Raw genomic sequence first — 19,687 nt, forward strand, 5'->3', positions numbered from 1 at the left:
CGTTGAGCGAACAGCGGATGGGTGATTGACCGTGGCGGAAACGGATGAGGCGTGGGCCGACGACACCGGATGGCGGGCGGCTCGCGTACGTGATCTCCCGGCGTTACGACATCGCGTGCGGGCCATGCTCTCCCGGTACGACCACCAACTGGTGACCGACGCTCAGCTACTGGTCAACGAGCTGATCACGCTGGCGCTGACCGGCGCTTCCCGCTCCGTCCGGCTGCGCCTGTCCCACGCACCGGGTCGCCGCCTGCGCGTCGAGCTCGACCGGCTCGCCACGCCGGTCGCGGCGCGCACGCCCGAGGAACGCTGCGGCCTCGAGTTGGTTCGCGCCCTCGCGGCGGTGAGCGGTCTCGACGGCGGCACGGGCCACACGGTGCGCGCCGACTTCGACCTCAGCGCGCCATCGCGCCGGCCGGTGTTCCCTGCCCAGGCCCGCGTGGCCCGCGCCGTTTCCTGAGTCACCCTCGTCCGCGGTGAAGGCCACCTTCACTGCGCCCACCCGTCTCCCACCACCACCCGAACGGAGACGCTGGCGCGCCGCGGTGTTCGATTCAACGCAGGCATGGTGGCCTTCACTGCCGTCACCTCACCTGAGCACGTAGCCGACACCGCGCACGGTGTGCAGCACCGGCGGCGGTCCCAGCTTGCGGCGAAGCTGCGCGATGAGCACGTCCAGCACGTTCGAAGCCGGCGGCACCAGCTCGTCCCACGCCGCGGCGATCAGCTCGGCCCTCGGCACCGGCCCGCCCTTCGCGACCAGCCGCTCCAGCACCAGGAACTCCTTGGTGGTCAGGGTCAGCAGCGTGCCGGCGCGGCGCGCTTCGTGCCGCCCCGTGTCGAGCTCGAGATCCCCGGCCCGCAGCACCGGCGCGGGCAACGTGGCACCGCGGCGGCAGAGGCTGCGCACCCGCGCGACGAGCTCGGCGACCGCGAACGGCTTCACGAGGTAGTCGTCGCCCCACCGCAGCCCCGCGATCCGGTCGGTCACCGCGTCGCGCGCGGTCAGGAACAGCACGGGCACGGGCCACCCGGCCCGCCGGCGGTGTTCGACGTACCGCAGCGCATCGCCCGACGGCAGCATCCGGTCGAACACGGCTCCGTCATAGGCGTTGACGGCCAGCGCCTCGTCCGCCTCGGGGAGGTCGGTGGCCGCGTCTACGGCGAAGCCGGCGCCGCGCAGCGAAGCCTCGACGGCCACCCTGAGGTTCTCGTCGTCCTCCGTGACCAGCACGCGCACCCCTCAACGGTAGCGGTCCGTGCCCGCCCGCGTACGCGCAGGTCACGGGAACGAAGCGCGGCTGCAGGCCATGCGTGACCACGGCAGCGCAAGCTCGTCCCGCGTGGACGCCGGCGCCGAAGCACACGTTGCGCACCACGGCGGGCTCGAACGGTCCGCCGTCGAAGCCGTCGTAGACGGCCGCGCACCTCGATGCGCCCGTCGAGCACGCGCTCGTGGATCACGCGGCTCGTCGCTCCGGGCAGGAACACGCCCGGCGGCACGTCGAACGTCCACCGTTCCACTCGTAGGCCCGGAGGGTGTGCGGGTCGGCCTTCGGCTGGTTGAGCGCGATGATCTGCTCGGCCGGAAGCGGCGGTGGCAGCCGGCCGACCGTGTCCACGGCTGCCTCCTCTGCGTGGGTCAGCGGCCGATGGAGCGCAGGTACTCGGCGAGCTTCTCGGCGGCGTCGAGGTTGCGCGGTCCGCTCACGGCCTCGCCGTAGTCGAGGACGTGGAAGCGGTTGTTCCGCACGGCGGGGGAGTCGGCCAGCGGCGGGAACGACTTGAGGAACGCGATCTTCTCCTGCACCGGCTGGTCGCCGTAGTCCACCACGGCGATCACCTCGGGCTGTGCCTCCACCACCGGCTCCCAGCCGACCGTGGTCCACCGCTCGGCGAGGTCGCCGAAGATGTTGTGCCCTCCGGCGAGGGAGACGATCACGTCGGGCGCGCCCTGCCCGCCAGAGGTGAACGGCTGGTCGGTTCCCGAGTCGTAGATGAACACCCGCGCGGGCTCGCGCTCGGGCCGGTTCCCCTCCAATGTGGACGCCCGCTGTTCGAGATCGGCGACAAGCCGTTCCGCGCGGTCGGGGACGCCGAAGATCTGCCCGATCTGGCGCAGGTCCGTGTAGAGCGCCTCCAGCGGCGGCACCTTCACGGGCCGGTCGCCGTAGTTGAAGCAGCTCTCCGTGTGCTGGTAGCTGCGGATGCCGACCTCGTCGAGCCGGGCGGGGGTGATGCCCCGCTCCTCGCTGAAGCCGGAGTTCCAGCCCGCCAGCACCCAGTCGGCCTCGGCGGCGACCACCGTCTCGAAGCTCAGCACGTCGGTGGACAACGTCTCCACCGACCGGTAGTCCCGCAGGTACGGGGACCGCTCGACCGCGGGATCGGCGGTGCTGGGCATGACCATGCCGCGCATGCGGTCGGCGAGGCCGAGCGCGAACATCTTCTCTGTGCTGCTCATGTCGTAGGCGACAGCGCGCTCCGGCCGGGGATAGGTGATGCGCTCGCCGCAGTTCTCGATCGTCACGGGCTTCGGGCCCTCCTGGGCCTGCGGCGCTACGTCGGCGCCGCACGCGGTGGCGAGCAGGCCGGCGGCGAGCAGCGCGGACAATGTGGCGGGGAGCCGGTTCACGGGGACGGCCTTCCTTGTCGGGGACTACAGGGTGTAGAGCAGCTGGGGGACACCGGTGCGGGGATGGCGCACCACCGTGGGGGTCACGCCGAACACGCGCCGCACCAGCTCCGGCGTGAGCACGTCGGCAGGTGGCCCGGTCTCGACGAGCGTTCCGTTCTGCAGCACGGCGAGCCGGTCGCACGTCGACGCGGCGAGGTTCAGGTCGTGCAGCGCGACGAGCACGGTGAGCCCGCAGTCGCGCAGGAACGCGAGCAGCTCGACCTGGTGCCGCACGTCGAGGTGGTTGGTGGGTTCGTCGAGCACGAGGAGTTCTGGTTCCTGCACCAGCGCGCGGGCGATGAGCACGCGCTGGCGTTCCCCGCCGGAGAGCGACAGGATGCCGCGCCGCGCGAGGTGGGTGACGCCCGTGCGGCGCATCGCCTCGGCGCAGAGCTCCCGCTCGCGATCGCTCAGCACCGGGTTGCCGCGCTGGTGCGGGAACCGGCCCAACGCCACCACCTCGGCGACGGTGAAGTCGAGATCGGCCGTGCCGTCCTGAGTCAGCGCTGCGACCGAGCGCGCACTGTCGCGAATGGACAGCGTCGTCAGGTCGGTTCCGTCCACCAGCACGGCGCCCGAGCTGGGCCGTAGCGCCCGGTACACGCAGCGCAGCGCGGTCGACTTGCCGCTGCCGTTCGGCCCGACGAGGCCCACCACCTCGCCGTCGCCCGCCTTGAGGCTCAGCTCGTCGATCAGCCTGGCACCCGAGATCTCCACGGAGACCGCGTCGAGGGTCAGCTCCATGTCAGCGGCCTCCGAACAGATAGCCGCGGCGGCGCAGCAGTGTCACGAACACGGGCACGCCGATCAACGCCGTGATCACGCCCAGCGGCAGCTCGCGGGGGGCGAACAGGGTGCGCGAGGCGAGATCCACCCACACCAGGAAGATGGCGCCGGCGAGCGGGGCGATCACCAGCACGCGGCGGTGGCTCGCGCCGACGAGGATGCGCACGAGGTGCGGCATGACGAGCCCGACGAAGCCGACCGCGCCGCTGACCGCGACGAGCGCGCCGGTGACCACGGCGGTGAGCAGGAACAGCCTGCGGCGCACGGCCGCCGCGTCGACACCGAGGCTCGCCGCGGACTCGTCACCCATCGCCAGCACGTCGAGCGCGCTGGACTGCCTCAGCAGCAGGGCGACAGCCACCGCGACGGTCGCCGCGGCGATGGGGAGCGAGCCCCACGCCGCCCCACCGAGACTGCCGAGCAGCCAGAACAGCACCGAGCGCGCGGCCTCGCCGAACGGAGCGAAGAACACGATCACGCTCATCAGCGCCTGGAAGCCGTAGGCCAGTGCCACGCCGGTGAGCACGAGCCGCAGCGGCGTGAGCCCGGCCCGGCCGTGTGCGGCGACGTACACCAGCACGGACGCGGCGAGCGCGCCCAGGAACGCGGCCGCCGACAGCGCGTAGATTCCGAGGCTCGCGAACAGTCCGAACGACACGACCGCGCTCGCGCCCACCGAGGCGCCCGACGAGACCCCGAGGATGAACGGGTCGGCGAGTGCGTTGCGCACCATGGCCTGCACCGCGACGCCGATGACGCTCAGCCCGGCGCCCACCACGATGGCGAGCAGCACCCGTGGCGTGCGGACCTGCCAGATGATCGAGTACCCCGTGACGTCCTCGGGCCCGATCGTGCCGCCCGTGAGGGCGGCCCCGAGGTAGCGGAGTGTGTCCGGCAGTGGGACGACCGCGGGACCGAGTGAGATCCCGGCGATCGCCGACGCCACCAGCACGACCACCAGAGCCGCCACGGTCAGCGGACCGCGGGCCCGGGAGTTCTCCGGCGGAGCCACCCCGGGCGCCGCCTCCGTCACCGTCACGCGAATCCTCCACAGTGGACTTGTCCGGATGGTCGCCACCCGGCCGCAGCGATACTACAAATGAAAATCATTGTCGTCTAGCCTGTGCGTGCCAGAATGAGCGAGACCCCGGAGGAGCCACCACCCCGTGACACAGACAGCCAGCGCGGCGACCACATCCGTCCTGCGCGACACGTCGTTCCTGCGACTCTGGTCGGGCACCACCGCATCCGGGCTCGCGACCTGGGCGTTACCGTTCATCCTCGGCCTCGCGGTGCTCGATCGTTCCCTCAGCGCGACCGGGCTCGGACTCGTGCTGGCCACGCGCACCGCGGGCTTTCTCGTCGCCGTCCCGGTCGGCGGCGTGCTCGCCGACCGTTACTCCCGCAGGAAGGTCGTGTGGTGGTCCGGGCTCGCCGCGGTCGTCGGTTCCCCGCTGATCGCGCTGGGGCTCGACCGGTCGCTGGCCCTCATGGCCGTCGCCGCGGCCGTGGTCGGCGCGGGTCAGGGCGCATGCAGGCCCGCCTTCCAGGCGCTCACCGCCGAAGTGGTCGACGAGCCGCGCCGCCAGCAGGCCAACGCCGCCCAGACGTTCGCCGTGCGGGTCACCACGCTCGTCGCCCCCGCGCTCACCGCACTGCTCGCCACGGTGGTCGACACCGCGGCCCTGCTGATCGCCACCGGTGCGCTGTGGCTGATCGCCGCGGTGGTCCCGCCGTGGGTCACCCCGCACGCGCCGTCGCCCGCCCGTACGCGCGCGCGTTTCGTCACCGAGTTCGCCGACGGGGTGCGCGAGGCGCGCAGGCACCCGTGGCTACTCGCCGGGCTCGGCGCGCTCACGGCCGTGATCGCCACCGGCTACTCCGCGACGGGTGTGCTGCTGCCGCTGGTCAGCCGCGACCGTTACGACACCGAGGCCGTGCTCGCCGCCGCACTCACCGCCTACACGGCCGGTGCACTCGCGGGCGCTCTGCTCGTCGCGCGCTGGCGCCCCCGCGCGCAGGGCCGGGTCGCCCTCGCCGGGCTCGCCTGCTACGGCTTCGCGCCGCTGAGCCTGCTGCTGCCCGTGCACCCTGCCGTGGTCGTGGGCGCCTACGTGCTCGCCGGTGTGGGCATCGAGCTGTTCAACGTCCCGTGGTTCACGGCCACGCAGCGCGAGGTCGCGCCCGACAAGCTGGCCCGCGTCTCGTCATTGGACTTCCTGCTCTCCTACGGCCTCGCGCCCGTGGGCCTCGCGCTGATCGCGCCCGCGCTGGATGCGTTCGGGGCCCCGGCGGTACTCGGCGCGTGCGCGCTGGTGTGTTTCCTCGCGCCCGCCGCGGCGGCCCTGGTGCCCAGCAGCCGCCGGTTCAGCGTCAGGGAGCCGTGAGCGGCGGGCGCAGGAGGAAGTCGACGAGCTGGTCGGCGTAGGTGTCGATCTGCCCTGGCAGCGTGGACTGCAGGTGCGCGGGCGTCGACATGACGTGCATGACGACGCCGCCGCACAGGGTGTCGAGCAGCAGCGTCACCGATGTGCCCTCAGGCAGCTCACCCCTGGCGATCCCGCGCTTCACCATCGCGCGCGCGGCCCTGATTTGCGCATGCCGCAGCTCCTCGCAGCGCTGCGCGAGTCCGGGGATCGTCGGCGCCTCCAGGCTCATGCGCAGTGCCGCCTTGCGGCTCGTTCCCACGTACAGCCGCAGCAACTGCCTCGCCAGATCCACCAGGTCGCCCCGCAGCGTCCCGGTGTCGGCGTCGGCGACGTTCGCGACGTGCGCGGCGAGCGCGTCGAGCAGCAGCTGCTCCTTCGTCTGCCAGCGCAGGTAGATCGACGCCTTGCCGACACCCGCAAGGCGCGCGACCGACTCCACACTGAACCCGGCCCAGCCCGCCTCGCCGAACAACTCCACCGCGGCGAGCGCGATGCGCCGGTCCACCTCCGGGTCACGGGGCCGGCCGGTGTGCGGAGAGGCGGACGCGGTCATCGGTTCCGCCACCGCGGCGGGCGTTTCTGGGCGAAGGCGGTGACGCCCTCGATGGTGTCCTCACTGACGAGCAGGTCGTCGAGCGCTGCCGATGGGTGGTTCACGGCCTCGATTGTGTCAGCGATGCCCTCGGTCTCGGCCATCATGCGCAGCGACGCGCGAACCGAGGTGGGGGAGCCCTCCAGGATCTCGGCGGCGAGCGCACGCGCTCCCTCCAGCGCCGTGCCCGCCCCCACCACCCGGTTGACCAGCCCGTACGAGCGCGCCTCGTCCACGCCCATCCGCCTGCCGGTGAGGATCAGCTCCGTCGCCACGGCCTTCGGGATCGCCCTCGGCAGCCGCACCAGCCCGCCCGCCGCGGCGGCGAGCCCCACCCTCACCTCGGTGAGCCCGAACTGCGCCGTCGCGTCGGCCACGACCAGGTGGCAGGCGAGCGCGATCTCCAGCCCGCCGCCGAGTGCGTAGCCGTTCACCGCCGCGATCACCGGCTTCGGCAGCTCGCGGCGCGACGTGAGCCCCGCGAAGCCGTTCTTGGGCATCCACAACGACTTCCCGGACGCGGTGTGAGCGAGGTCGTTGCCCGCGCTGAACGCCTTTTCGCCGGCGCCGGTGAGGATCGCGACCCACAGTTCGTCGTCGGCGAAGTAGGCGTCGAAGATCTCGTCGAGCTCGGTGTTGGCCTCCGGGTGCAGGCTGTTGCGGGCCTGCGGCCGGTTGATCGTCACCTCCAGCACGTGCCCGTCGCGGCGCACCAGCACGTGCTCGTAGGACTCGCGCAGCACGGCCGGTCTCGGCGGGAACAGCTCGGCCATCCGCGCCTCGCTCGTGGTGACACGGTTGCCGAAGCCGAACGAGCGCGCGAACACCCTCGTCCCGATGGGTTCACCGGTGCCGAGCAGGTCGAGCATCTCGTCGTCGCCGCGCAGGGTGTTGGCCAGGAACCGCTCACCGGACTCGAGGCGCCCGATCACCACGCCCGTGCGCGAGCCGTCGCGGCCGTACTTCACGGTGTAGGTCTCGATCGTCGCCCACCCGTCGGCGTGCATCACGTCCTCGGGCGCGGCCCCCGCGTCGATCCCGGCCTGCAGCTCGGCGTCGCGGCTCGTCCGCCATTCCGTTGGCGTCGTGGAGTAGACCCCGGCCGAGTACTTGCTCAGCAGTCCGCCGTTGGCCCCGATGAGTCCGTAGGCGCCAGGCTGCTCGCGCAGCCGCTGCACCAGCTCCGCGATGGCGTGCATCGAGTAGTTGTTGCCCGCGCCGCCGAAGAACGGCAGGCCGCCGGTGAGCGTGAGGCCGCGTGCGTCGTCGGTCGCGAGGCCGAGCCCGTCACACAGGGCGAACACCGCGATCGGGAAGCAGCTGTAGAGGTCCATGGCCGCGACGTCGTCGAGATCGATGCCCGCGACCTCCAGCGCGTGCCGCACGGCCAGCACGGCGGCAGGTGCCGCGCTGAAGTCCGCCCGCCGCAGCAGGTCCCGCTCACGCAGGTCCGCGTGCCCGTGCAGGAAGACCCACTTCTCGCGCGGAATCCCGAGCCTTCGCGCGGCGGCCACGGACATCACCAGCACCGCGGCGCCCTGGTTCACCTTCTCGCGCGCGACGACGTAGCGCGGGTACGGGTCGGTGATCGGCCGATTCGACTCCGACGGCGTCACCAGCTCGGCCGCGGTCCGCTCGACCGGCGCCGCCGAGTGCGGGTTGGTCGCCGCGATCTTGCTGAACGGCGCGAACAACTCGCCCATCGCCGCGGCATAGTCCACACGCGACAGTCCCAGCCGTGCCCTGCGCGCGTTCTCGAACAACGAATACTGGGTGGGTGGGTCGATCAGCTCGTGCAGCACCTGCTGCCGTGTGGCCAGCCCCCGCAGCCCGAGCCCCCGGTCCTCGAGGCTGCCCTCGACGTGCTCGGTGAAGTCCGGCTTGTCCTCCGCGCCGAGCAGGTGGGCCACGGTGGAGATCGCCTCGGACCCGAACGCGAGCGCCACCTCCGCGCCACCGCCGGCGATCGTGGCGGCCAGCTCGGTCACGAGATGCTGCGGTCCCTGCCCGCCCACGACCTCCAGGATCGCCCTCGCCGGCGACGCGCCGAGCCGGTTCGCCACCGACCGAGGGTAGTTGTCCGAGCGGCCCAGCGGAGCGAACGCCCCCGGCGTGGAGATCTCGAACTGCCGGATCCCGGCCACGGTGTCGATGGCGTCGGCTATCGCCGCGGTTTCGGCGCCCGTGTCGGCGAGCGCCTCCCGAGCGGCCGCGGCGGCCAGCTCCACCGCCGACAGCCCGCGGTAGCCGGGTTCCCCGATGCGCTCGGAGGACTGCCCCACGCCGACAAGGACGGGGGTGCGGGCGTCGAGATCGGTCACGTGGTGCTCCTGACGCGGATCGGGCTGCCGTTCTCCCCGTGCCGCCAGGCCAGCTCTCCCCGGCGCACGAGGTGGTCGATGTGGGCGCCCGTCTCCGCGAGGGCGCCGAAGCGCATGCGGCCGATCCGCTCCCATGGCCGGGACCACGTGAGGTGGCGGGCGACCTCCCACACCGTGGGCTCGCCCAGCCCGGCGACGACCGCGACCACCTCGCGGCAGCGCTCCTCGTGGTGCTCCCGCAGGAGCCGCGTGCGCGCGGCGAGCCCCCGGAAGCGGTACTCGTGCGCGGGCAGCGCGTCGTGGTCGTCGTACTCGCCCACTCGCTCCAGCGACTCGAGGAACCGGCCGAGCGGGGAGTCGGCCGAGTTCGGGTACAGCCCGATGTTCGGCGTGATCCGGGGCAGCACGTGGTCGCCCGTCAGCAGGAGCCGGGCGTCGGGCTCCTGCAGGCAGAGGTGGCCCGGCGTGTGCCCGGGCGTCCAGACGGCGCGGAGCCTGCGCCCCGCCATCGGCACCAGGTCGCCGTCCTCCAGCAGCACGTCCGGCTCAGCCATCGCCGCGCGGTCGTCGGCGGTGGCCGACTCGTCGAGTGGGCTCACGAGCTCCGCGATCTCGTCCTCCTCCGCCCCGGAGAGCCGCAGCCAGCCACCCGCGGTCGGCAGGGAGTTCCGGCTCGCCGCCACGGCGATGCGTTGCGGCAGCGTGTCGCGCTCAGCGGGGTGCATCGCCACCCAGGCGCCCGACTCCTCGCGCAGGCGGCCGGAGAGGCCGTGGTGGTCGGGGTGCACGTGGGTCGCCACGATGCCCGTCACGTCGGCCGTCGTCGCACCTGCCTCGGCCAGTCCGGCGAGCAGCGTGTCCCAGCCCTCGCGCGTGTTCCAGCCGGGATCCACCACCACGATGCCGTCGTCGCCGGGAACCAGGTAGCAGAGCGTGTACCGCAGCGGGTTGTCCGGAATCGGCACCGGCACCGACCACAGCCCGCCGGGAAGTCGTTCGACCGGCGGCAGCGTCCGGTCGAGCCAGGCGGCGCGCTGCGCCGTCCCGAGGACGCTGATCCCGGGCACCCCGGGATCGGTGGGGTCCGCTGTCATGGCTCACCGACTTCCTAGACGGCCTTCGTCTGTAATGACCTCGAACATAACGTGCCGTGGTGAGGCCGATCAACGAGTGCTCGATCACGTCACCCCTTGTGGCCGGTGCTCGAGGGGGTACCCGGAGCCCTGCCTCGGCGCCCCGCGCACCGAGTGCGTACCTTCGTAGGCGAAAGACGTTGACCTGCGACGCGAGGGAGTTCCCGGCATGTCCGCACCGGCGACGGAACCGCTCGTCGAGACCGGCGTGCCGCCGCGCCTGCGCACGATCGTCGCCTGGGTGCTCGTCGTCGGCGGCCTCATCGGAACCATTGCCGCGCTCGTGCTCACCGTCGAGAAGATGGCGCTGCTCGAGGACCCGTTCTACCAGCCGTCGTGTTCCATCGACACCACTCTTTCCTGCGGCTCCGTAATGCAGAGCGACCAAGCCGCCGCGTTCGGTTTTCCCAACCCCCTCATCGGCCTCGCGGCGTTCCCCGTCGTCGCCACCGTCGGCGTCGCACTCCTCGCCGGCGCCCGCCTGCCACGCTGGTTCTGGCTCGGTCTCCAAGCGGGCACCCTGTTCGGCGTCGGGTTCGTGCACTGGCTGATCGCTCAGAGCCTCTACAACATCGGCGCGCTCTGCCCGTACTGCGTGGTCGTGTGGGCGGTGACCATCCCGATCTTCTGGTACACCACCGTGCACAACCTCGCGGCCGGTCACCTCCCCGGCGGTTCCACGCTCGTCAGGCGGCACCTCGCACCCCTGCTGTTCTGGTTGCTGCTCATCGTGATCCTCATCGTGCAGCGCTTCTGGTCGTACTGGTCGGGCCTGTTCAGCTGAGCCGGTCGAACGGCCTTGTCCACTCTGGCCGCTGTCGCCGGAGCAACCCTGGCCCGACTGGCTCGGTTTACAACCGCGACGACCAGGCGTGGCGGTTCTACAAGTGCCGGCCAGTGACTGCGCGAACGAGGCATTGATGTTCACGCTCCAGCCCGAACAGTGAAAGAACGGCGTCGAGCTGATGGACCCCGTCGTCTATTGGGACTGAGGCAGACCGGTTCCTGAGCGCCCGGCGTGCTGGCGTATCGCATTCCCGCGGGTGTGGTGATCGTCAGCACGCCGGTGTCGCGCTCCAACTCGTAGCGCCAGCCGGGCCGGTCCTTGAGGCGGTGGTGCCGTCGGCAGTAGTTGACGAGCTGGTCGGTGTCGGTATCACCGTGACGGCCCCACGGCCGGTGATGGTCGTTGTCTCCGAACTGGGCGGGCCGGTTACAGCCAGGGAAGCGGCACTCCCGGTCCCGCACCCGCACGAACCGGTCCGTGACAGCGGGTGGACGATAGCGTTGCCGCCCCACGTCGATTGGTCGGCCGTTGAGCGGATCGGTGACGATCCGCCTCCAGGTACTTCCGGAATCGTGGGCGATCTGCCGCGCCAGCCATGCGGGAATCGGCCCGTACCCGGCCAGCTCGGCCGGCTGCTCATCGGCTCCGGCCAGCGTCTTGGCGTCGACGTAGACGAAGATCTCCGCCTTCGCGCCGCCGCCGCCGGACGAGCCGAGAACGAGATCGGCGAACACGTCGGCCCGCAACTGATCCAATGTCCGGCCTTCACCGTCGCCCCGAAGCTGCCGCGCAAGGCGATCCACCCGTGCATAGGCGGCTGAAGCGACCTCGGCGGGCAGCTCGGCCACGAGCGTCGACATGCCGTCGAAACCGGGTAACAGCTCGACTTTTCGCTCCTGGCGACGGGCCTGAGCCCGGGCCGCAGCACCATCAGGATCGACCCGGTGCACCGCGCGTGCAGCTGCTCGACGCAGCTGCCCGGGATTCCTGCCCTCCAGCCGATCGGCCATCAGGACATCGACCTGCCGGGCGTGCTCGTCGCTCAGCCAGGCAGTGGGCCCGGCAATGGCGCCGGCCCTCACCGAGTCGACGTCCCCACGCCGCATGGCCGCGAACGTGAGTGGCAGCCGATGAACGAGCGTGGTCGCGAGGTCTACCATCCGCTGTGCCTTGTGGACGGTGACCGCCAACACCAGGGCCAGCTCCTCGGCCACGTCATCCCGCTGCTCGGCAAGCATGGCGATTGCCTTGTACTGCAAGGCTTCCAGTTTCGCGCGTTGTCGTTCAAGCGCGATGATCTCAATGATTTCCCCCATGCCACAACCATAACACCACACGTAGCCGCCTACCATTAGTCGATCCGGGTGAACAAGGTGATGTGCGTGCCCCTCCGTGTATGACTGTCGATAGTGGACAGTGAGCGTACGCCGACCCGTGGAGCGACGGTTTCCCGCGGCGCGCCGGATTCGTGCTGGAAACGCCTCGCCGCATCGCAAAGGGCTACCGTATCGGCATGCGCCGCATCGACTACGTGATCTGGTACGTGCAATCGCTCAGCCGCTCCACCGCCTTCTATCGCGACGTCATCGGACTGGACGTCCGTAAGGAAGGCGACGGCTACGTCGAGTTTTCCATGGAGAACACCAAGTTCTCGCTCTTCGAACGTTCGAGACTGCCCGAGCTGATCAACCGGGAGCCGGGCCGAGCGCCATGCGGAGAGATCGGTTTCATCGTCGAGGACGTGGACGCCGAAGCGGCTCGCCTCCGCGCCGCGGGAGCGGACATCCTGACCGGCCCGGTCGACCGCCCGTGGCGCGAACGGACCCTTCACGTCGCCGATCCGGATGGCAACGTCGTCGAGTTCGCCCAGAAGCTGTGAACGACGCAGACCGGCTGCGCTGGAACGAGCGGTACGCCGCCAGCCCGCCCGATTTCGCCCCGCACCCGATACTCGCCCAGGTCCTCGAAGCCGGCATCCCCGAAGGGCCTGTCCTCGAACTAGCCTGCGGCCGCTCGGGAAACGCGCTCGCACTCGCCGTCGCGGGCCGGACCGTGACGGCCGTGGACATCTCGGGCGTCGCCCTCGCGCAACTCCGCGAGGAAGCGGTCAACCGAAGCCTGCGGCACGCGATCCGGCTCGTCGAAGCCGACGTGCCCACCTACATCGCCGCCGACCCCGGCCGCTACGCACTCGTCCTGGCCACCCGGTACTGGGACGCGGCGGCGTTCGAAGCGGCATGCCACGCGGTCGCGGACGGTGGCCTCCTGGCGTGGGAGGCGCTCGCGCTCGAACCCGGCGAATCGGACCGCCCGTTCCGCGTCCCCCACGGCGAGCTGGGCAGGCGACTACCACCCGGCTTCGAGGTCGTCACCGAACAGCCCGGCGAGCGCACGACCCGACTGCTGGCGCGCCGGGCTAGGGTGCGGACATGACCGAGTGGGGCATCGAGCGCGCCGTGACGGAACTCCTCGACCGCGAGGCGACGCGCCGCGTCGGCGGCCGGATCACCACCGAATGGCCCGGCCTCGACCTTGCGACGGCGTACGACGTGCAGGACGCGTTGGTGCGGCGCAAGGTCGACGCGGGGGAGAGCGTGGTCGGGGTGAAGCTCGGCCTGACGTCGCGCGCGAAGCAGGAGCGGATGGGCATCGACTCGCCGCTCACGGCGTGGCTCACGGACGCGATGGTGCTGCCAGCGGGGGAACCGGTGCCGCTCGGCGAGCTGATCCATCCCCGGGTGGAGCCCGAGATCGTCTTCGTGCTGGGTGAGCAGCTCCGCGGCCCCGGTGTGACGGCCGCGACCGCGCTCGCGGCGGTGCGCAGCGTGCACGCGGGCTTCGAGGTGATCGACAGCCGGTACCGGGACTTCAGTTTCGCGCTCCCGGACGTCGTGGCGGACAACGCGTCGTCGGCCCGGTTCGTGGTGGGCGCCAAGGGACTCCCGCCGTCGGCGATCGATCTCGGACTCGAGGCGTGCCTGCTCGGGGTCGACGGCAAGGTGGTGGCGTCGGCGACGGGGGCCGCCGTGCAGGGCCACCCCGCCGAAGCGCTGGCTCTCGCGGCCAACGCGCTCGGCCGAAGGGGTGTCGCCTTGGAACCGGGGTGGATCGTGCTGACCGGCGGCCTGACCGACGCGGTGTTCGTGGAACGCGGCCAGGAGGTCACGGCGGACTTCACCAGCCTCGGCTCGCTGAGCGTCACGGGTCGGTAGACGCCGCGCGGGAGCGCAGAACTCGCGGTCCGGAGCGGGGCACTCGCGGTCGGGAGCGGGGGACTCGCGGTCGGGAGCGGGGGACTCGCCGTCGGGAGCGGGGGACTCGCGCGGTCAGCTGCGCAGTTTCGTGCGGAGGGCGCTCGTCTCCTCGGCGGTGAAGCCGTTGGCGGTGAGCACCTCGGTGACCCCGCCGTAGCGGGCGTCGATCTGCTCGAGGAACTCGGCCATCGACTCCGGTTTCGGGGTGTGCCGGTCGAGGGACACGCGCATGACGTCCTCGGCGTAGGTCTGGGAGGCGGTCAGCCGTCGGACGATCGCCTCGATCCGCTCGGCGGTCGCGGCGTAGTCGGCGACGATGGCCTCCCGCCGTGCACCGGCCACGCTGAGTGCGAACGCCGTCACCACGCCGGTGCGGTCCTTGCCTGCCGCGCAGTGCACGAGCGCCGGCCCCTCGGAGCGCAGGATCGCGCGCAGGGCGCCGACGATGCTGTCCGGGCGTTTCTCGACGTAGCCGAGGTAGTGCGAACAGGTGCGGTCACCCGCGTAGCGGGCCTCGTCCTCCCGCCTGCGCGTGAGCAGCGCGTCCGGGGAATTGTCGCCCCACGCCTGCTCGGGTAGCAGCGAGTGGTGGACGTGCGCCACGTGGGCGTACTTGGTCAGCGGCGCGGGACCCTCCGCCTCGATCTCCGACGCGGTGCGCAGGTCGACCACGGTGCTCAGGCCGATCGTGTCCACGAGGTAGTCGAGGTCGCCGCGCGACAGGTCCTGGAGGTTGTCCGCGCGGAGCAGCCGGTTGCGGGCGGTCGTGCCGCCGTCCTCGGTGGGGATGCCCCCGACGTCGCGGATGTTGACGGCGCCTTCGAGCTCGAGCCACAGCACGTCGCCAGTCTGGCAGCTTCCCGCCCCGGCCCCACCCGGTTTCCGGCCCATCTCACAACCGCCGCGCCGAGTTCGCGTCGGCGAGGGCGAGCTGGCGGGACATGACGACGAGCCTGCCGCTCTCGTCCCACAGCAGTCCGTCCTCCTCGAGGTACGGCTCGTTGACGACCCGTGTGGTGAACCGCCCGGCGAGCCACGAGCTCGACGGCTTGGCGCGCACGTGCACGGTCAGCTCCAGCGTCGGCACGTGGGCGACGGGCAGGGCGTCGAAGATCGCGGGCGGGAACCCGTCGGCGAGCACGGCCAGCGACGCGTCGTCGTGGGGCCGGTCGTCGGACATGCGAGCCCACCCGGTCACCTCGGCGCGCCCGCTCGGCCTGCCGTGCGGCCACCCGACGTCGGGGTGGATCCGCACGTCGAGCGTCGAGCGGTAGTCGGGCGGCCCGTCCCCGGGTGGCGCGCCGTGGACCTGCACGCACTCCTGCGGCGGCGGCAGGATCGGAGGCTTCAGCTCGGTGTCCGGCGGTCCCGGCGGCAGCGTGCCGAACACGGCGAGCACGCGCACGGTCTCCTTGCCGTCCTGGCTCAGCGTCGCCTGCGTCGTCGCGTGCGCCCTGCCGGAGCGCAGCACCTCGGCGGTCACGTGCGCGGCGCCGGGCATCGTCGGGCGCAGGAAGTGGGCGGTCGCCGTGAGCAGGTCCGGATGCGGCGCGCGGCGCCCCATCGCGGTGACGGCCATGCCGAACAGGACGCCGCCATGCGCCGCGCCCGCCGGTGTCCACGCCGGTGGCACGTCCACCGCCCAGCCGTCGCCGGAGGGCATCAGCGTCAGGAAGTGATCGAGCGCGTGACGGGAGGGCGTGCTCAAGCGCCCTCCACACCGAGCTTGCCCGCCGCGCGGTCGGCGCGCAGCTGTGTCTTGAGCACCTTGCCGCTGGGGTTGCGGGGCAGTGCGGGCACGACCGCGATGTGGCGCGGCCGTTTGTACCCGGCGAGCCGGTCGGCGCACCATTCGTGCAGGTCGGCCACCGTGGGCGGGTCGTCGGCCTCGCGGGGCGCGAGGACTGCGAGCGGGGTTTCGCCCCACTTCTCGTCCGGGATCCCGATGAGCGCGACCTCTGAGATCTTCGGGTGCGCGGCGAGCACGTTCTCCACCTCGGCGCAGTAGATGTTCTCACCACCGGAAATGATCATGTCCTTCTTGCGGTCGACCACGAAGTAGTAGCCGTCCCCGTCCTGTCGCACCAGGTCGCCGGAGTGGAACCAGCCGCCGCGGAACGCCTCCGCCGTCTCCTCGGGCTTGTTCCAGTACTCCTTCATCACCATCGGGCTGCGGTAGACGATCTCGCCGACCTCGCCCCGCGGCACGTCGTTCATGTGGTCGTCCACCACGCGCACCTCGACGTTGAGCATGGGCGTGCCGACCGAGCCGATCTTGCGGATGGAGTCCTCGCCGCGCAGCAGCGTCGTCACGGGGCTGCACTCGGTCTGCCCGAACGCCGTGGTGATCTCGGCCTGGGGGAACGTGTCGATCATCGTGCGCAGCAGCGTGGTCGACGCGGGCGCCGCGCCCCAGGACGCCTGCCGCAGCGCGGACAGGTCGCGTTCGGCCAGCCCCGGCACCGCGCAGATCGCCTGCCACTGCGCGGGAACGAAGAAGACCGCCGACACGCGCTCGCGCTCGAGGAGGTCCACGGTCGCCACCGGGTCGAACTGACCGGAGGGCAGCAGCACCGTGCGCCCGCCGCGCAGCAGGCACGGCAGCATGCCCGAGAGCCCCGCGATGTGGAACAGCGGCGCGGCGGCGAGCCACACGCGGTCCTCCGGCGGTGAGCCGAGTGTCGCCATGTTGCTGAACGCGTGCATGAGCAGGTTGAAGTGCGTCAGCACGGCGCCTTTCGGCCTGCCCGTGGTGCCCGACGTGTACATGATGAACGCGGCGTCGTGCTCGTTCACCCTCCGCTCGGGGAACGTGGCAGGTGCGTCGGCGAGCGCGCGCTCGTAGTCCTCGGCGCCCGGGCCCGCGGCCTCGGCGGGGCCGCCGAAGGTGAGGCACACCGTGTCGGCCGACAGCTGTTCGCGCGCCTTGGCCATCGCCTGCGCGAGCGCCGCGTGCACGACGATCGCCGTGGTGCCGCTGTCCTCGAGCGCGTAGGCGATCTCGTCGGCGACGAGCCGGAAGTTCACGGGCACGCACACGGCGCCGAGCCGGGTCGAGGCGAAGAACGTCTCGATCACCTCGAGCGTGTTGAGCCCGAGCACGGCGACGCGGTCGCCGGCCGACACGCCCCGGTCACGCAGTGCGCCCGCGAGCCTGCTGACGCGCTCGTCCAGCTCGGCGTAGGTGCGGTTGGTGCCCTCGAAGGTGAAGGCGACCTCGTCGCCGATGGTGCGCGCGTGCCGGGCGAGCTGGTCGCCCATGGTCATGCCGCGGCCGAGCAGCCGCGGGATCTCGGGGGAGACGGGGGACGAGGCGGTGCTGGACTCTGACATCGGCAACCTCGGCGATGGTCGGGAGTGGCGGACCTCATGCTGACGCGGCCGCCAGCGCGCAGTCAACCCTGACTGTTATTCGGGGCCGTCGGCGAAGAGCAACGTGCGTGCCACCGACTTCCAGATCGCGACGTGCTTGTCGCCGGCGGGGGAGCGGTCCTCGAACGCGTACGGCAGTGCCGCGCCGCGCATGCTCGTGAACAGCAGCTCGCGCAGCTCGTCGTAACGCGGGTGGGCGCACACCTCGGGGCCCCAGATCCGGTCGGCGACGCCCCGGATCGCCTCGCGCAGCGCGCGTTCCGCAGGCCGCAGCGCCTCGGCGAGCGCGGGGTTGGTCCGCGCCGCCGTCCACAGCTCCATCGCCGCCCAGAAGTGCGGCTCATGGAAGGTCACCCACAGCAGCTCGATGCACCGTTCGACGCGCGCGGGGCCCTCGGGTTCACCGGTGAGCGCCTCGGCGACGCGCTCCTCGGTCCGGGCGAGCCTTCCGGTGGCAAGGTGTTGCGCCGCCGCGACGAGCAGCCCGTCGCGCGAGGGGAAGTGGTGCAGCAGCCTGCCCCGCGAGACGCCAGCCTTCGCCTGGATCGCCAGCGTCGAGGCGCCCGCGTAGCCCAGCTCCACGAGGCAGTCCACGGCGGCGTCGAGGATCAGCGCACGGCTGTCCTCGGTGCGCTCCTTACGGCTGCGCGGAGCCGTGGACACGGATCGGGTCATCGGGACAGCCTACCCACCGCGTGCGAGAAAAACAGTCGGCATTGACTGTCCGGGTCCGGGACTGACAGGCTGCGAGGAGGAACACGCCGGTTCGAGGAGGAGCCGAATGTATCCGGGCACCCACGCGGCCGTACGGCCCGACCACCCCGCCGTGATCATGGCGGGCTCCGGGGAGACACTGACCTACCGCGAGCTCGACGAGCGCTCCGCGCGACTCGCGAACGCCTTGCGCGACAAGGGTTTCCGGCCCGGCGACACCGTCGCGCTGCTCACCGACAACACGATGCGCGCCTACGAGGTGTACTGGGCCGGCGTGCGCTCCGGCTGCTACATCGCCGCGGTGAACAACCACCTTTCGCCGTCCGAGGTCGCCTACGTCGTCGAGGACTCCGGTGCGAAGGCGCTCGTCGTCTCGGCCGCGCTGGGGGAGTTGCCCCGCGAGGTCGCGGAGCTCGTCCCCGGCGTCGGCGTCCGGCTGGCCTACGGGGGCGAGGTCCCCGGGTTCGACGACTACGACGCCGTGCTCGCCGCGGCGTCGGCCGCGGTTCCCGACGACCAGCCCGCCGGGGCCGACCTGCTGTACTCGTCTGGCACCACCGGGCGGCCCAAGGGCGTCCGCGTCGCACTGCCCGAACGGCAGATCGACGAGCCGGGCGACCTGCTGCGCCCGCTGCTGGAGGCGATGTACGGCTTCGACTCGGGCATCGTGTACCTCTCACCGGCGCCGGTCTACCACGCCGCGCCGCTGCGGTTCGGCGCGTGCGTGCACGCCGTCGGCGGCACGCTGGTGATGATGGAGCGCTTCGAGCCCGAGGCCGCCCTGCGCGCGATCGAAACCCACCGCGTCACCCACAGCCAGTGGGTGCCCACGATGTTCGTGCGCATGCTCAAGCTGCCCGAGGACGTGCGCACGCGTTACGACCTGTCGAGCCACCGGGTCGCCGTGCACGCCGCGGCGCCGTGCCCCGAGGAGGTCAAGCGCGCCATGATGGACTGGTGGGGGCCGATCCTCTACGAGTACTACAGCTCCACCGAGGGCGCGGGGCTGACGTTCATCTCGCCACAGGAGTGGCTCGCCAAGCCGGGTTCCGTCGGCAGGGCAGGACTCGGCATCCTGCACGTGTGCGCCGACAACGGCGACGAGCTGCCTCCCGGCGAGATCGGCACCGTCTACTTCGAACGCGACGAAGTGCCCTTCAGCTACCACAACGCGCCCGAGAAGACCCGCGAGGCGCAGCATCCGGCGCACCCGACGTGGGCGACCAACGGCGACGTCGGCTACGTGGACGAAGAGGGCTACCTCTTCCTCACCGACCGCAAGGCGTTCATGATCATCTCCGGCGGCGTGAACATCTACCCGCAGGAGGTGGAGAACGTGCTCACGCTCCACCCCGCCGTTGACGACGTCGCCGTGATCGGCGTGCAAGATCCGGAGATGGGCGAGTCGGTCAAGGCCGTCGTGCAACCGTCGTCCACGGTGGAACCGGGGCCGGAGCTGGCCGACGAGCTGCTGGCCTACGTGCGGGAACGGATCGCCCACTACAAGGCGCCGCGCAGCGTGGACTTCGTCGACGAGCTGCCACGGACGCCCACCGGCAAGCTCGTCAAGGGCAAGCTCAAGGAACGGTACGCGGCCACCACCGCGCGCTGAGAGGAGA

Annotated in this window: 20 protein-coding genes; 7 read left to right on the plus strand and 13 right to left on the minus strand. The window is 71.6% G+C overall.

Features of this window, described 5'->3' with window-relative positions:
* Positions 1-31 precede the first annotated feature (31 nt).
* Entirely contained in the window at positions 32-463 is a 432-nt protein-coding gene (locus DI005_RS25865) for a hypothetical protein (RefSeq protein ID WP_137095353.1), read from the plus strand.
* Positions 464-592: 129 nt separating this feature from the next.
* Here DI005_RS25865 and DI005_RS25870 read toward each other — a convergent pair whose 3' ends face one another.
* The 5 genes from DI005_RS25870 to DI005_RS25890 all read right to left on the minus strand — a co-directional run bounded on the left by DI005_RS25870 (position 593) and on the right by DI005_RS25890 (position 4,505).
* Positions 593-1,243 (minus strand): response regulator transcription factor, encoded by a 651-nt coding sequence (locus DI005_RS25870; protein WP_112267337.1) that lies wholly within the window; start codon positions 1,241-1,243, stop codon positions 593-595.
* A 220-nt stretch (positions 1,244-1,463) separates the two neighbouring features.
* Positions 1,464-1,625 (minus strand): hypothetical protein, encoded by a 162-nt coding sequence (locus DI005_RS25875; RefSeq protein WP_233520317.1) that lies wholly within the window; start codon positions 1,623-1,625, stop codon positions 1,464-1,466.
* 20 nt (positions 1,626-1,645) lie between these two features.
* Positions 1,646-2,638, minus strand: a complete 993-nt coding sequence (locus DI005_RS25880; RefSeq protein ID WP_199543225.1) for an ABC transporter substrate-binding protein — start codon at positions 2,636-2,638, stop codon at positions 1,646-1,648.
* 24 nt (positions 2,639-2,662) lie between these two features.
* Positions 2,663-3,424, minus strand: a complete 762-nt coding sequence (locus DI005_RS25885) for an ABC transporter ATP-binding protein (protein ID WP_113643910.1) — start codon at positions 3,422-3,424, stop codon at positions 2,663-2,665.
* Position 3,425: 1 nt separating this feature from the next.
* On the minus strand, positions 3,426-4,505 hold the full coding sequence (locus DI005_RS25890; RefSeq protein ID WP_369973621.1) for a FecCD family ABC transporter permease: 1,080 nt from the start codon (positions 4,503-4,505) through the stop codon (positions 3,426-3,428).
* A 127-nt stretch (positions 4,506-4,632) separates the two neighbouring features.
* Between DI005_RS25890 and DI005_RS25895 the strand changes: the two genes are divergently transcribed.
* The gene (locus DI005_RS25895; protein ID WP_113643911.1) at positions 4,633-5,853 is read left to right on the plus strand and encodes an MFS transporter; all 1,221 of its coding nucleotides are present in this window, start codon (positions 4,633-4,635) and stop codon (positions 5,851-5,853) included.
* Here DI005_RS25895 and DI005_RS25900 read toward each other — a convergent pair.
* From DI005_RS25900 to DI005_RS25910, 3 genes are read right to left on the minus strand one after another with little or no spacing between them, the layout of a single operon-like run.
* Positions 5,840-6,448: a TetR/AcrR family transcriptional regulator gene (locus tag DI005_RS25900; RefSeq protein WP_112267331.1), complete on the minus strand. Its 609-nt coding sequence runs from the start codon at positions 6,446-6,448 to the stop codon at positions 5,840-5,842. The two genes, DI005_RS25895 and DI005_RS25900, sit on opposite strands and share 14 nt — an antisense overlap.
* Positions 6,445-8,808, minus strand: coding sequence for an acetyl-CoA acetyltransferase (locus DI005_RS25905; protein ID WP_113643912.1), 2,364 nt, complete (start codon positions 8,806-8,808; stop codon positions 6,445-6,447). The genes DI005_RS25900 and DI005_RS25905 overlap by 4 nt, the downstream gene beginning before the upstream one ends.
* Positions 8,805-9,902 carry an MBL fold metallo-hydrolase gene (locus DI005_RS25910; RefSeq protein WP_112267327.1) on the minus strand — a complete coding sequence of 366 codons (1,098 nt, stop codon included), beginning with the start codon at positions 9,900-9,902 and terminating at the stop codon, positions 8,805-8,807. The genes DI005_RS25905 and DI005_RS25910 overlap by 4 nt, the downstream gene beginning before the upstream one ends.
* Before the next feature lie 208 nt (positions 9,903-10,110).
* Here DI005_RS25910 and DI005_RS25915 point away from each other — a divergent pair, with 208 nt between their 5' ends.
* Complete coding sequence (locus DI005_RS25915) at positions 10,111-10,725, plus strand: vitamin K epoxide reductase family protein (protein ID WP_112267325.1); 615 nt, start codon at positions 10,111-10,113, stop codon at positions 10,723-10,725.
* Positions 10,726-10,865: 140 nt separating this feature from the next.
* Here the strand turns inward: DI005_RS25915 and DI005_RS25920 are convergent, their stop codons facing one another.
* Positions 10,866-12,044, minus strand: coding sequence for an HNH endonuclease signature motif containing protein (locus DI005_RS25920; protein WP_113643913.1), 1,179 nt, complete (start codon positions 12,042-12,044; stop codon positions 10,866-10,868).
* A 197-nt stretch (positions 12,045-12,241) separates the two neighbouring features.
* Between DI005_RS25920 and DI005_RS25925 the strand changes: the two genes are divergently transcribed.
* Genes DI005_RS25925 through DI005_RS25935 form a run of 3 tightly spaced genes read left to right on the plus strand, consistent with a single transcriptional unit; the run spans position 12,242 to position 13,940 of the window.
* Positions 12,242-12,607: a VOC family protein gene (locus DI005_RS25925; RefSeq protein WP_113643914.1), complete on the plus strand. Its 366-nt coding sequence runs from the start codon at positions 12,242-12,244 to the stop codon at positions 12,605-12,607.
* Entirely contained in the window at positions 12,604-13,161 is a 558-nt protein-coding gene (locus DI005_RS25930; protein WP_113643915.1) for a class I SAM-dependent methyltransferase, read from the plus strand. The genes DI005_RS25925 and DI005_RS25930 overlap by 4 nt, the downstream gene beginning before the upstream one ends.
* Positions 13,158-13,940, plus strand: a complete 783-nt coding sequence (locus tag DI005_RS25935) for a 2-keto-4-pentenoate hydratase (RefSeq protein WP_112267317.1) — start codon at positions 13,158-13,160, stop codon at positions 13,938-13,940. The genes DI005_RS25930 and DI005_RS25935 overlap by 4 nt, the downstream gene beginning before the upstream one ends.
* A 114-nt stretch (positions 13,941-14,054) precedes the next feature.
* Here the strand turns inward: DI005_RS25935 and DI005_RS25940 are convergent, their stop codons facing one another.
* The 4 genes from DI005_RS25940 to DI005_RS25955 all read right to left on the minus strand — a co-directional run bounded on the left by DI005_RS25940 (position 14,055) and on the right by DI005_RS25955 (position 18,029).
* Positions 14,055-14,822 carry a tyrosine-protein phosphatase gene (locus tag DI005_RS25940; protein WP_113643916.1) on the minus strand — a complete coding sequence of 256 codons (768 nt, stop codon included), beginning with the start codon at positions 14,820-14,822 and terminating at the stop codon, positions 14,055-14,057.
* 52 nt (positions 14,823-14,874) lie between these two features.
* Positions 14,875-15,690 (minus strand): thioesterase family protein, encoded by an 816-nt coding sequence (locus DI005_RS25945; protein WP_113643917.1) that lies wholly within the window; start codon positions 15,688-15,690, stop codon positions 14,875-14,877.
* Positions 15,687-17,249 (minus strand): long-chain-fatty-acid--CoA ligase, encoded by a 1,563-nt coding sequence (locus DI005_RS25950; RefSeq protein ID WP_369973625.1) that lies wholly within the window; start codon positions 17,247-17,249, stop codon positions 15,687-15,689. The genes DI005_RS25945 and DI005_RS25950 overlap by 4 nt, the downstream gene beginning before the upstream one ends.
* Before the next feature lie 141 nt (positions 17,250-17,390).
* Positions 17,391-18,029, minus strand: a complete 639-nt coding sequence (locus DI005_RS25955) for a TetR/AcrR family transcriptional regulator (protein ID WP_112267309.1) — start codon at positions 18,027-18,029, stop codon at positions 17,391-17,393.
* Positions 18,030-18,135: 106 nt separating this feature from the next.
* On the opposite strand from DI005_RS25955, the gene DI005_RS25960 reads away from it, so the two are divergent.
* Positions 18,136-19,680 carry an acyl-CoA synthetase gene (locus DI005_RS25960; RefSeq protein ID WP_113643919.1) on the plus strand — a complete coding sequence of 515 codons (1,545 nt, stop codon included), beginning with the start codon at positions 18,136-18,138 and terminating at the stop codon, positions 19,678-19,680.
* The last annotated feature ends 7 nt before the right edge of the window (positions 19,681-19,687 follow it).

It is taken from the genome of Prauserella sp. PE36 (assembly GCF_003311655.1).
Taxonomy (GTDB): Bacteria; Actinomycetota; Actinomycetes; order Mycobacteriales; family Pseudonocardiaceae; genus Prauserella_A; species Prauserella_A endophytica.

Excerpts from the sequence above, each read along its gene's own strand:
- DI005_RS25885 (WP_113643910.1), bottom strand. The coding sequence starts at position 3,424 with ATGGAGCTGACCCTCGACGCGGTCTCCGTGGAGATCTCGGGTGCCAGG.
- DI005_RS25900 (WP_112267331.1), bottom strand. The coding sequence starts at position 6,448 with ATGACCGCGTCCGCCTCTCCGCACACCGGCCGGCCCCGTGACCCGGAG.
- DI005_RS25910 (WP_112267327.1), bottom strand. The coding sequence starts at position 9,902 with ATGACAGCGGACCCCACCGATCCCGGGGTGCCCGGGATCAGCGTCCTC.
- DI005_RS25915 (WP_112267325.1), top strand. The coding sequence starts at position 10,111 with ATGTCCGCACCGGCGACGGAACCGCTCGTCGAGACCGGCGTGCCGCCG.
- DI005_RS25920 (WP_113643913.1), bottom strand. The coding sequence starts at position 12,044 with ATGGGGGAAATCATTGAGATCATCGCGCTTGAACGACAACGCGCGAAA.
- DI005_RS25925 (WP_113643914.1), top strand. The coding sequence starts at position 12,242 with ATGCGCCGCATCGACTACGTGATCTGGTACGTGCAATCGCTCAGCCGC.
- DI005_RS25935 (WP_112267317.1), top strand. The coding sequence starts at position 13,158 with ATGACCGAGTGGGGCATCGAGCGCGCCGTGACGGAACTCCTCGACCGC.
- DI005_RS25950 (WP_369973625.1), bottom strand. The coding sequence starts at position 17,249 with ATGACCATGGGCGACCAGCTCGCCCGGCACGCGCGCACCATCGGCGAC.
- DI005_RS25955 (WP_112267309.1), bottom strand. The coding sequence starts at position 18,029 with ATGACCCGATCCGTGTCCACGGCTCCGCGCAGCCGTAAGGAGCGCACC.
- DI005_RS25960 (WP_113643919.1), top strand. The coding sequence starts at position 18,136 with ATGTATCCGGGCACCCACGCGGCCGTACGGCCCGACCACCCCGCCGTG.